7 protein-coding genes are annotated in these 12,859 nt (G+C 48.2%); all 7 read right to left on the bottom strand.

Features of this window, described 5'->3' with window-relative positions:
• Positions 1–39: 39 nt before the first annotated feature.
• Entirely contained in the window at positions 40–1,257 is a 1,218-nt protein-coding gene (locus KZO83_RS05725; protein WP_247620064.1) for a glycosyltransferase family 4 protein, read from the bottom strand.
• Positions 1,254–2,513 carry a glycosyltransferase family 4 protein gene (locus KZO83_RS05720; protein WP_247620063.1) on the bottom strand — a complete coding sequence of 420 codons (1,260 nt, stop codon included), beginning with the start codon at positions 2,511–2,513 and terminating at the stop codon, positions 1,254–1,256. The genes KZO83_RS05725 and KZO83_RS05720 overlap by 4 nt, the downstream gene beginning before the upstream one ends.
• Before the next feature lie 27 nt (positions 2,514–2,540).
• The gene (locus tag KZO83_RS05715) at positions 2,541–4,310 is read right to left on the bottom strand and encodes a hypothetical protein (protein WP_247620062.1); all 1,770 of its coding nucleotides are present in this window, start codon (positions 4,308–4,310) and stop codon (positions 2,541–2,543) included.
• Positions 4,311–4,454: 144 nt separating this feature from the next.
• Positions 4,455–7,139 (bottom strand): heparinase II/III family protein, encoded by a 2,685-nt coding sequence (locus KZO83_RS16405; protein WP_247620061.1) that lies wholly within the window; start codon positions 7,137–7,139, stop codon positions 4,455–4,457.
• An 87-nt stretch (positions 7,140–7,226) separates the two neighbouring features.
• Positions 7,227–7,910 carry an alpha/beta fold hydrolase gene (locus tag KZO83_RS05705; RefSeq protein ID WP_247620060.1) on the bottom strand — a complete coding sequence of 228 codons (684 nt, stop codon included), beginning with the start codon at positions 7,908–7,910 and terminating at the stop codon, positions 7,227–7,229.
• A gap of 70 nt (positions 7,911–7,980) precedes the next feature.
• On the bottom strand, positions 7,981–8,670 hold the full coding sequence (locus KZO83_RS05700; RefSeq protein WP_247620059.1) for a Stf0 family sulfotransferase: 690 nt from the start codon (positions 8,668–8,670) through the stop codon (positions 7,981–7,983).
• 66 nt (positions 8,671–8,736) lie between these two features.
• The gene (locus KZO83_RS05695; RefSeq protein WP_247620058.1) at positions 8,737–12,822 is read right to left on the bottom strand and encodes a glycosyltransferase; all 4,086 of its coding nucleotides are present in this window, start codon (positions 12,820–12,822) and stop codon (positions 8,737–8,739) included.
• Between the last annotated feature and the right edge of the window lie 37 nt (positions 12,823–12,859).

Here is a 12,859-nt window from a genome sequence, read left to right as displayed (position 1 = left end):
GAGGACACTGAAACGAGGCCGACATTCAACCATATTCACTCAGCGAATCAACGCGAGTGCATCGTCGGCCATTTCCCTCATGATCCTATCCCGGTGGAAACGCTCGACGAACGCTTGCCTCGGCTGCGGCGCCATCGCCAGTGTCTCGAAAGCCTCCAGTGCGGATTCGGCATCGCAGGGCTCAAACACAGAGGTGTTGGCGATATGCTCTTGGCAGAACTCGGCCGGGAAGGCTCGCACGCCCGCCCAGATCGGCTTGCCCATCGCGGCATACTCGAACAGCTTGGAAGGGATGACCCGCGAGAAGCAGAACATATCATTCAGGTGCAGAAACAACACGTCCGCTTGCCGGTATTGTTCGATGAGTTGATCCCGGGCAATCGGCGCGCGTATTTCCACGTTGGAAACGCCTTGCACCTTCAAGGCAGCTTCCAGCGCTTCACGGCGCCCACCGTCTCCAATCAACAGAAAATCGACACGCCCCTCGAGGTGCTTAGCCAACGTCGGCAGGATGCGGTCGATCCCCTGGCACTGGCCAATATTGCCCGCATAGAGCACGCGCAAACGTGAGGCTGCCGAACCGGGCGTATTTTCGACATCAGCGGTTGCCGGCTGCGGATGCTCGGCATCTTGCAAGGCCGCATCGGCAAAGAGCGGGTCCACCCCGTTGGTATGCCAGGTGAATACCTGATCGGGAAACCGATGTTCGAAATAGCTCCCGAATCCCGGCGAGACCAGATTGACCTTGGCCGCGTAGCGAACCGCCCAACGTTCCAGGGCGCTGAAGAAACCGATGCCCAAGCGTTGGGTGCCCTTGGGCAGAAGGAAAGGCAGGTTCTCCACGAAGATATCGCGTATATCCAGGTACAGACGCGTCGACGCGCGACCGGCCACAAAGCGCCCCAACACCCCGGTCATCAATCGCGATGACGTCGCGATCACCAGATCGTAATGCTTCCCGCGTGTCAGCCGCGCCACCTGCCATGCGTAAGCGAGGAAGGCTCTCGACTGATCCAGCATGCCGCTTTGGTGACTGGGCAAATCGACACGCCGCACGGTGAGCCGCCCCTGATCGAAGGTTTCGACCTCAGGAGCGGCGCTATCGTATTGGGCGTAGCGGTTGGGCGCCGTGGTAATGACCTCTACTTCATCCTCCGGTGACAGGCGCTCCATCAGGGCATCGACCAAGGCTCGGCTTCGAAACGCCCCTGCGCCCAAGTCTGGGGGGAAGTAAAACGTCAATAACAGAACTTTCAAGCGGTATCCTTCTTCGCGCTTCTGTTTCTTTGCTGGTCGAAAATCTTGCGATAAAGCGATACCAACAAATGCTCTTGATCTTCCCAGTTCAACGTCTGCGCGGCTTCACGCGCATTCCCCGCGTACGTGGCTCGCTTCGCTGGATCATTCACAAGTGCCTGAATGGCCTCAGCCAAGGCTTTCGTATTGCCTGGCTCGATGAGCAGGCCCAGCTCGTGCTGCCTGACGACCTTACGAATCTCGGGCATATCAGAAGCGACAACGGGCAACCCGGCAATCACATACTCGAGCAGCTTGTTGGAATCCGTGGTGAAATGGTTCAGGCACGTATTCTCGATGGGCTGCACTCCGATATCGGCCGACGCCGTGTAGTGCGGAAGCTCACTCAACGCCACCGTGGGGATGAAATGAACCCGATCCTCAAGCCCCAGCTTCTCACGCAGCTCGTACAGCTCCCGCTCCTGACGCCCGCCCCCGATGAAAACGAAGTAAGCATCAGGCACGCTGGCGGCAGCCTCGACCAACCTGGGCAGCCCTCTCCCCTGCTGAATGCCACCCTGGTACAGCACGATGGGCCAAGGCTGAGTCAAGCCGAGTTCTTCTCGTATACGGTCATTGCGTGCCACGACGGTCAAGCGCGGCCGGTTCTGTAACACCACGGGCCTCTCGACGCCATAGGCGCGCGCGAAGAACTTGGCACGAGCGTCCGTCGTCGTGATCGTTCCAGCAGCGCGGGGCATGATACGCCTTTCAAACCAGGCGACAAGGCCCTTGAAAGCCGCATAGCCCTCCCGGTCGGTACTTATTTCATGGGCATCGTAGACCAGAGGAGCACGCGTCAGCGTTGCGGCCAGCCACGCCGTAGGCAATACGTTCACATCATGAGCGTGCACAACATCCGGGCGAGATTTGACGAGCTGATACACCAACTGCGCATGAGTCCATAACCGCGCCATCAAACGAAGCAACTGCCGATGAGGCCGCATGGAAGGCAGCGGTCCCTTGGGCTGGGCCTTGCTAGCGGTTTTTGACGTGGCTTGTTGAGCCTTCCCTTTTCGTAACCGCCAAAATGGACTACGCGCGACACGTACTACTTTCACCCCTGATTCTAGGGCTTCCGTCTCTTGCGTACGCCCTGGGGTGTGGAGTGCATGAACGATTACTTGGTGCCCTTGTTCCTGAAGTGTTTCAGCCTCTTTGGTCACTCGCGCATCATTGAGAAATTCGTTCCAGACAATCATGGAAACAATATACAAACCACACTCCTCATATTCACCCAATACTCATACCTTACCTTGGTTTTCCTTTCTTGCCATCGCGAAATACGACAAAATGCGGGGAATCATTTTGATCGCTGAAACGTATGCTTGGCGGGCATAAAATCGCTCTAGAGAAAAAACCAAGGCAGAGAGGCAGAGATCTTTTTCGCCAACATCATGTAACGCAACTCGTTGGGTTTTCGCACTCTCCAAAGCAACGGCGATATTCTCGATCAGTTTAGGCTCTACGGGCCAGTTTGCACCAACAGGCTCTAATGACCAACGCCCCCAATGTGCTAGAACCAGCTCACCTTTCTCTTCAGTCTCCAGAAACGTTTCAGGCCCAAACTCAGGGTTTATAATTGTCAGAGGAAGCTCCCTAAGACGGTTCATGATCAAAGGTAATTTCTCGCCAAATCGCTCTACGTTCCTCACATGCTTGGGACTCAACATTTCCGCTACAGTGAGAAGCCGGGCTATAAGACTGGAATCGACACGCTGCCAGATCGGTGGGCGAGAGCGCTTAAACTGTGAAACCAAAGTCTGCGCTGGCTCAACAGAAAGGAGCTTCTCAACCATTTTCTGCTTGGCCACATTCAACTGCTTTTTTGGAATTTTCTTCACTGGCTCCCACTCAAAAACATGGCAATGCAACCCCCCCACCTCATCAACATAAGTTAACGACAAAGCAGGCAACCCAGTGGCTACGGAAAGGAGAGTCGCTTCATGCTTGGCCAATGACTTACGATTAGTATTAAAAACCTTTATCATATGGTCGGAAATTTTGGACATTCCATCATCAAAGCCACAAACTCGCAAGCAAGCAATATCTTGCCCGCCCAACTGCCACCACTCTATGTCAAGTTTAGAGATAGGCTGTACCACCACGCTTTTCAAAATATCAACAAGCCATTGCTCTCGCTGCGAAGAATCCAGCAACGACCAGAAATTGTTTTCATGCCTTTTGGACTCATTGATCAGTACGTGCCCATGAAAAAATAAAGCATTGAGTTTGAAGCGCTGCGTATAAAGGCCCTTCAGATCATTGACCAATGCAGTAAGTCGGGAAAAACCCTGACGCATAAGTATCAAGGAGATAATAGCTACTAAAAGGCTAGGCGGTTCCCCCATCAGAAACTGGGCCACCATAAAGCCGAAGGTCAACAGAAACCCCATACCAGTAGCGGTATTGACGACACGGCCAGGCGCATCGTCCAAACTGCCTTTCATACCCTCATTATTTTCATAAGTCACGGCAAAAAAGAGAAAGACCATTACGCTAAACCCCACTAGCACCGCTAGCAGTTCGGGATATAGCCAAATAAGCGCTAAGGCAACCAGCAACAAGAAAACACTTCCCGCCAGGCTACGGGAATACCTCTGATATCCGCGGCTCGCCACCTCTTCTTGATTATCAAACAGAGCAATTTTCTGGTTCCTTTCTAACAATACCTTGGAACCTCGATCAGCACTCAGCGCAACAACCTTTTCCGCCAGATGATAAATAAAATAAAAAACAATGGCCGCAAAGCTTAATAGCACCACCAAAAGATCATGACCAATGCCTTCAAAAAATGAGGGGAAATACCTAGGAACTCCAGTAGATCCCAACAAAATCAATATCTTTAATGGCAAAAGAAATGCAAGCAATATCGTGACTTGCGAAACTAGCGTGGCAACAATAACCAAAATAGTCTCTGCCGGCACCACACGAAAAAACTTATTGCCAATAGAAAGAGACCATCGCAAAACAGTCAGCACTGTTGTTATCAGTGCACCTTTATATAAAGCCAAAACCACCACCCTCTAGAAAGGTTAAATATTGTTTACACTTCGCCACACAGCTATTAATAAAAATTCTATATAACTCAAAAGACGGCTTGCCATGATCAATAATTTAAACGACAATTATAAAAACCAAAAGCATCCTATGCAAACTCAAGGCTCACCCAACTCAAATTCAAAAACAGTAGCGACTTTCAATACGGCACGTTCTTTAAAAAGGACTCGCAAGGACTGACTAGGCTCGAATGTATTCGCTTTATATGAAAAACAACTAAAAACTCGCTCTCCTTTTACTCCTTTAACAACTGAGATATTATCCGGCACGGCCCCTTCGAACTCAATATACAATCGATTACCTACGGGACTGACTACCTGCACCCGCCCATCTTCAACTATAATTTTTTTATCTTTAGGAAAATGCCACTGCAAGGTAACATTACGCAACTTCTCATCATTGCCTTCAAAATTATCGCTTACTTTTACTAACTTCGCAAATGAGTCAAAGTCTACTCGGCGCTCATGTAACACCGGGGCCATCACACCTATTCTCATACATACATAGGGTTTGGGTGGATTGTCATCATAATGTGTAACTTCCCAAGCATTAAGTCGATGCTCGAACTCTTTATCATAGCTTGCATGAGAGATCATTGGGACATTATGAGCTAGCCGACTTCGCATATATTTGCGCACTGGATCTTTGTTTATATAATTATACAAACCTGAATCAATCAGCCAATCTTCTCCCCCAGCGTATATACTGATATGACCTTCATCCTGCTGGTGATGATATCGGCTGGAACAGCCAACTTTAGCAACAAGATGAAAAGCCTTATGGTATTGCTCTTTAACAGACCATTGATCACGCAATATTGCATAGCCAGTCTGGGGGTAAACACGGTTCAGCACGGGGGGCGCCACCCCCTGCTTGCCCTGGGTTAAAGCGTATAAAAAATATTGATACTCCTTCGTGTCACCTAGCATTTCGCGATAGGCGTCAGTGGTAGGTAATTGTTCAGTATCACCGATAGGAGGCAGCTTTCCATCTGGGCGAAGAATATGAGTTATAAAATTTAGTGCTTTCGCGGAGAATTGATTAAATTGCTTCGCAAGATCACCTAACACCTCTACCGGATAGTCTTTAATGATACCCAAGAATACCTTAAAAACAAAAACATGGTAGGCTGGGCTGTTCTCAACATGAACACCCTCACTCGTAAAAGCAAAATCTAACTCACTAGAGATTCGGCTGATGGCAAGTTCTTGCCATTCGTGGGCCTGGACACCTTCAAACACTGTCCCTAACAGTAAAAGTACTCGTGCCTGTTCCAAGCCATGGTTAGTATGCTCAGAATAGAAACTATCTTTGGAGAGCCATTCCCCATGCACCATCAGCGCTCTTTGCAAGTATTCTAAAAAGTCGGAATGCTGCTCGACCCATTCTGGTGCATACCTATAACAATAATAAGCAAACAATACCAACTGCTCAGCGCGCAGCGCAGTGGCGTGATCATGCCAAATGAACTCGAAGGGATAACTCGTATCTGTCTCTAGATAAGTATCCAGCCAAGACTGAATGGCGTCACTAGCAAAGCTTAACACTTCATTATCGCGTGAAGCATTGTGGTACGCCTGTAAATATGACAAAAACGAGAGCCAATTCAAGCGCCACTGCCAACTACGGTTATTGAGTGGATCCTGTTCCCAGTCACTCCAGCTTGAAAAATTCACTGATTCAAAGGGAGATAACTCAAGTTGCTTCGAGCAAAACAGCCCCCTTCCTAGCTGTATATTGGAAGAATCCTTTATAGAATTATCGATTTTCCTTGAAACACATCCTTCAAGGCTCGCAAAGGTGCTGGGCCTCAAGGTCGTAAACATCATATCTTCTTCACGCAAACTTTTATCAGTGAGGTTGAATCTTTTAAAAGCACGCAACCACTGATAGGCTTTATTGGCTATCGATAACATCTTATCATCGTCAACGCCGAGGTTTTTGTTTAGACTTGGTTGAATATGTAAAAGCCAATCGCTCTCTAGATCCATAATAACTGCATCTTCGGAGCGGCCAGCTAAGGTCAGCGCAGTACGACTGCCAAAAGGAGAGCAGTAGCTTAGCAAGCGAAACCAAGCATTACGCTCATCTTCTGACACCACCACTCCATTCAACTGCCGAATAATTTCTACTTCTTCAGCAAGGAGACTAACATTACTAGAGTCTTCCTCCTCTATGAAGCGTACATCTTTTACTAACCAACTAACAATTTCACAAACAACGCCATCTCTATATTCGAAAACTTTCGCACTAGAGCCTGCAAGATCTTTTACTTTACTCACCATTCCTTGGAAATCCAGCAGACGCTTTATTTCAGGCAAAGCCGAAAATTCTTCAAGGGTAAGCTTTGTGGAATAAAAGCTCACCAGCGGTGATGATGGGTTTATCACAGCTTGCTTATAATAAGACCTCAAGAAACTATTTGAGTCTCGACGGACCACCAGTAATTCTAGCGATCCCAACTGCTTTAAGCTTTCAAAAAACCGTCGCCAACAAGAAGCATCAATGCTATCAAGGTGATTAATAATAGACTCTGTCGAAAGCACGATAGTATGAAGATCACCAAAGCACTTAACCTCATGCTTAAGCAATCTCACCAACTTCTCAACTTTATTCAAACGAAGATACCGCAAAATTTCTTCGTGCTTGGTTGCGTTTCCCCCTATTAACGACTCTGGATAGAGTATACCATTGCTTCTCAGGAAGGCTCTTGAACTCGCCAAGGTGTTCTGGAGTGACGTTGATGCAGATTTAGGATATCCTATATGCAGTATTACCTTCACCTTAGACAAGCCCCTAATAACAAATATTACAAGTAAGTTTATTCCCCGCCCCAAAAAGGGCCAACACTATCAGTGTTACAACATAACTTAATACTTTTTGAACAAGGCTATAGCTTCAGAAATTCCATGATTTTTCCCATGAGCAGATTGGGGCCTGACTTCAACGTACATAGGCTGTTTAAATGAATGTAAGTGCGATATAAAATTCAAGCCTTGCTCGCCAAAATAATCAGACCCCTCAAGCTGATTAAAACATAGAAAATACTTGCATGACGTCCTTTTCTTAAGAACCTCCTTTAAGTCGTTATACTTACTATACCCACCACCAAATATATATGAAAAGTACTTAAACATGCCATTATCAGAGTACTTCGAGTCTAGCAAAACTGTCTGAGGGACATTAGCATATACTGCACGCGCCCCTAACAAGTGCCCATATAATATGCTTGCATAGCCTCCCATACTTGATCCCCACATAAAGAGCCCACCTTCACCTGAGCGCTCTCTTACATAACTTAATATCTTTGGCATTGCCTCCAGCCAAAACAGATTTCCTTGCTCTCCCAAAAACCAAGAACCTAACCCATTATACCCATAACCATCTAGGGGACATACAACATTCCAATTTGGGCTCTTAAACGCAGAAGGGCTAGAGTTATACCCATGTCCATGAAAAATAAATAGGATAGGCTTATCTAGATCTTGGGCAGGAGAAAAGTAAAAACAAAAAACTCTTCCGGCCACCTCAACTTCGATTTTATCTGATTCCATTTTCCAGTAACGGCCCGAATCGCAACAATTTAAAGATCAATTCACGCTTTCGTAAATCCATATATTAAAGCTAAACACTAATTAAATTTTCTCTAGATTCACGAACAAACCTTTCTTTAAACTTTTCACTCAGTGCATCCCTCTGCTTGCTAACGTATACATCCCCCCCGAAGTTAACGCAATCAGGCTTAGAAACTCCCAGATAATCCATAACTTTTTCAACCTCTGCTACCGGGTTTTTCTCAATTTCTTCATATACTACATTCAAGGGGGTCACATCAATAGACGCAAAGAAACTTTTCCAAAGTGCTTTTTCTTGGCAAATGAAATATAACGCATCTTTTATGCCTTGATAATCGTAAGCTACTTCATCCTTGGGTATATGGTTACTAGACCAAGCACCAGTCTGCCTAGCCCTGAATAGTGATACTGCCTGGGCCAGCATGTCTTCTCTATCTATGTAGATATACCTAAAATCACCTATCAGACTCTTCAGCTCTTTTTTACTAAGAAAGTCCATATATTGATGGTAGTGCATTTTCAAACCAAAAACACCTGTTTCATGGCTCGTCCATTTTTCTTTAACCAGCTTTGCAACTGTCAGCTCATCACTCTCCACATCATATTTTTTCGCTACCTTATCGCACCCTCCTTTCTTTCCAAAAAGCTCTGTTGGCCGACCAAGAAGAGACGAACTTTTAAGCAAATGACAAAAGTAAGAACTCCCACTCCTTTGTGTAGAACACACAAGATAGTTCATCGCACCCTCCTATACAGGCTCATTATTAGTGACATCACGCTGTACTTATAGCAAGCACAGAATTAGTTAAAACTCATCTGTTATTTTTTTTGCCACCACTCCAATGTCAAAGCTATTCATGATGAATGCAACCATATCCCCTTCATATCTAGGACCATTAACTATCCCTTGTGCAGCAGTTTTAATATCAGGGTAAACCCAATCACTCGGATAAATCTCAGCAGCGCCATCCCAAGGTAGAATTACCGGTATGCAGCCAGCCGCAGCCCCATCGGCAACCGTAAAATGGAAACTTTCAAAATCACTCATGGAAAGCACATAATCAATGCCCGCATACCACCCAGGCATATCGTTGCCGTGGGGATCAAAAATTACTGCGTTTTTCAGCAGCGGATCTTCTTCTAAACGTCGATATTGAGCTTCATACCAAGCTATTTCTTCGGAGCGCTTAACCATCCAGGTGTATTCTTCTGGGCGCTTTCCCTTGATACGTAGTGTATAACCGGTATCTTCCTTACGGAGCTCTTTTAGAATGTCTAGCGCAAGGTCAAACCGTTTACGCTGCGGGACCATACCTACAAAACCGAGCACCTTCCTATTAGTCTTTTTCCGAGGGACCACTTTAAAACTTCCGACATCAACTCCATTGAAAATGACGATGCCGTTTTGTTCAAGATCCGGGTTCTTGGCAACTGCTTGACGCAAGATGTGAGGACCAACAAATATTACTGACTCGAAGTTTTCGAAGGGTACCTTCGAAAAGAGTGCATGATCAATCTCTTGTAAATGAAGTCGGCCAACCAGTTTCTGTCCTTCTCGCTTATGCTGGCCGTACCATATAGCATTACCTAGCATCCACTCGCAGAACACTGTATCAGCTTGGCGTACGAGGCGCTTGCTGGCAATTTCATTGTGCTGGTTGTGGCCACTCCAAAAGTCGAGGAGTATCCGAATACCCTCTTGCGTAAAATAGGGATAAAACGGCCTGATGAACTTGAGGTCATGCCCGGCAATCACCACCGTTTTCTGAGGCGGGACATCGGGTGCTTGCTCGTGGGCTTGTGCAGGCTTGCGCAGGGCCAACGTTGACTGCTGCGAGGCCCAATCGTCGAGGGCCTCGAGAGCCATATCTGCAGGGGGGCGAATAAGCTCTACTCCCGGTGAAACATTACTACTCTCCAAAGCTACGCCCGGCCATTCTTCTTTTTTGAGAATAGCATCGCGTATAAAGCCGACGCGCCTTTGCGGGGCGTAAAGGGTTGGCCAAACCAAGTCTTCCAGATCTTCGGGCTCGAGCTCTTCTAAAACATGAGTGTCAGCCAGCAGCCATAGTTCATCATGTTGGGTAGTCACATCATCCAGCAAGGTGCATTCGATCCCGGCAGTCTCCAGTGTTGCCTGGGCCTCGGCATGCCAATGTCCGGCGACAACGCACCTAGGACGCAGCGTCTGGGCGAGCAAACGCTGTACACCCTTCATGGTGATTTCTCTAGCCAAGACGTTTAGTGATGGTGATTCAGGAGCCGTCATCACCAGACCCGCTGTACGCAGCATCTGTGTCAAACGCAACTCTGTGGTATGCGCGCGCATCACCGCACGAGCCCCCTTTAGAGCTATTCGCCAGCGATAAGCCGGGTGATGCATAAGGTTCTCCAGCGCTTGCGCAGCGTCACTTTCAGTGCGCACAACATGTCCGGCGCCTTCAAGGTAACGATTCATGCCTAGCGCTGGGCCGGAGACAATCGGAGAGCCGCACGCGGCAGCTTCCATAACTCGCCGCGAGAACATGGTCGGAGAATCCAGTACTGAATTGACATTGATCTGTACCGGATGAGCCTTGTAGGCCTGAACCATCTCATCGTAGTCGAGGCTGCCAGCTACGTAGCCATCCAAACCACCAGGATACTTATAGGGAGACTCCGGATCATCGTGCTGACGGTCGTAGACCGTAAGCCCCAGCGGGGCCGCAGCACTCATGATCTTGTCCATATACTCGGTGCGCTCGGGGTAACGCAGACCATAGTACGTGCCACCATAAGCTGCGGTGGACTGCCATTCACGGGAGGATGGCAACAAGTTGTGAAGCTTAGGTGAGGCGTAGAATGGACAACTGGTGGCAGTCTGGCTCAGAGCCCCTGGGGTGGCCAGGTAGGAGATGATCCGGCGACTATCAGTAGTAAACACATGGTCACACAGACTGGCCGCCTTACGGAACCGATCAAAGTGGACCGGATCTTCCTTGTTCCAGAATAGTGAAGGTATTCCCTGATGACGACAGTGTTCTAGTAATTCGCTTAGCGGAGCGAATTCTTCGTCACTGTAGTGGCCCACCTTGCGATGCCATTGACCGCTGTTACCCTTCCAGGCCGATTCAACCAATACGGCATCGATGTTTTGACGACTGAGCTCTTGTCGCCAAGTATCTGGTGAGAGTGCCACAACCTTGATGGCGCTGGAAAGAGTATCGGTAGTGAATCGATCTGCTATCAGCCCTAGAGTGACGTGCTCCAATTTCTTAGCCGTGACAGCTTGGTCAGTCGATACCGGATTGCTATAGCCGACTCGCACACGCTCTAGGGTCTCGGCGTATAGGCTAGTCACATGATTCCAGGTACGCTCATTCTCGATCCAGGTACGAGCTGCCTGGCCCAGGCGCTTGCGTTCCGCGGGGCTGTCAATCAATGCCCTGAGCACGCGGCATAGATCGTCGGCACTATCTTTAGAGAATAATTGAGCACGCTGGTTATCTCCCGCCATGATTTTGTGGGGGGAGACATCAGAAAGAACCACGGCCTTGCCCATGGCCATAGCTTCCAAGGGCTTGAGCGGTGAGACCATTTCAGTGACAGAAGACGAGAGGCGCGGCACCGGCATGATATCCATGCAAGATAAATATCGCGGGACTTCATCAAACGGTACTCGGCCAGTAAAACGGCAGTTATCTTGAATACCCAGCGCCTTGGCTTTGTCTTTTACAGTCTCAATTACTTTACCGTCACCAACCAAAACGAAGATAAAGTCTTGGCCTTGCTTTTTAAGCAATGCCAACGAGTCAAGCAACAGCCCCAATCCCTCGTAGGCCACGGCACTGCCTGCATAACCGATCACTGGTATGCCAGGCATCAGATCTAGCTCTCTAGCTACCTCGGCATCAGCCGATGCCGGCTGGAAACGGTCAGCATCGACGGCGTTAGGCACCACCACGATGCGCTCGCGAGAAATGCCCCACGACGCGAGTTCATTAGCAAGCTCTTCTGTCAGGGTGATTACTAATTCCGCCTCGCGTGCTGCCTGCTTCTCGAGTGTGCGCATCAAATGATATCGCTCGGAATCAGCCCAATCCGGCTGAGTGGAAGCTTGGGTCACTTCCCACAAACCACGCACCTCATAAACGAAGGGAAGCCCCAATCGTCGAGCTGCCAACAAGGCAGGTAATGAAGTGATATGATTAGAGGCTGCTACGATAATCTCAGCGCCACTGGTTTGGGCCTCACGCAGATAGTGGTCGGCAGCCTCAGCCAGATAGTGATCTAACGGTGTCTTGGCCAAGTTCCAGCCACTTACGGCAGCGTAAGTAACTCCATCAACCTCGGCCTCATGATAACCTTTATTAAGACCTATCGCCCCCGTATCCCAAGGAAAACCAGATCGAGTGGCAGCGCGCACCTTCCACCCTGCGTTTTGCAAACCAACAGCAATACCATGCGAACGAGTAGAATAGCCATTAGTGGCATGAGGCACAGATTGATGTAGGCAATAAAGCATGCAATGTTTGTGAGTAAATAGGCCAGCATTTGGTTGCTTTGGTGGAATATTCCACCCCTTCTTCAAACGCAGTAAGCCATACAAGAACTCATGAAATTCTCTATCTTTTTTATCAAGCCTCCCCACTTTGGCTTTGACTTCTTCCACAATATCTACCGCAAGCTGAATGCTACCACGCTTATAGAAGTAATACCTAGCATCATCAAGAGCTCTACGATGTTTCCTTGACTTAACCTTAGCCACAACCAGAGCGGGCTTTCTGACAATCCGAACTGCACCAACAGCTCCCCTTTTAATCGACACTAAAAAGCCATAAAGACCTAACCTTTTAGAAACCCTCTTGATTATTTTTTTACCTTTAAAAAAGGCCTTTTGAAAAAATAACATAATATTGCTTCCGGGCTGACATCACGTGAGCTATTTA

Origin of the sequence: Chromohalobacter moromii (genome assembly GCF_023091865.1) — a bacterium.
In the GTDB taxonomy this organism is placed as follows: domain Bacteria; phylum Pseudomonadota; class Gammaproteobacteria; order Pseudomonadales; family Halomonadaceae; genus Chromohalobacter; species Chromohalobacter moromii.
This window is presented reverse-complemented; position numbering and strand designations above follow the sequence as displayed.

What these genes read in the sequence shown, in the direction of transcription:
- KZO83_RS05705 (WP_247620060.1), bottom strand. Translation starts at nt 7,910, where the DNA reads ATGGAATCAGATAAAATCGAAGTTGAGGTGGCCGGAAGAGTTTTTTGT.
- KZO83_RS05700 (WP_247620059.1), bottom strand. Translation starts at nt 8,670, where the DNA reads ATGAACTATCTTGTGTGTTCTACACAAAGGAGTGGGAGTTCTTACTTT.
- KZO83_RS05695 (WP_247620058.1), bottom strand. Translation starts at nt 12,822, where the DNA reads ATGTTATTTTTTCAAAAGGCCTTTTTTAAAGGTAAAAAAATAATCAAG.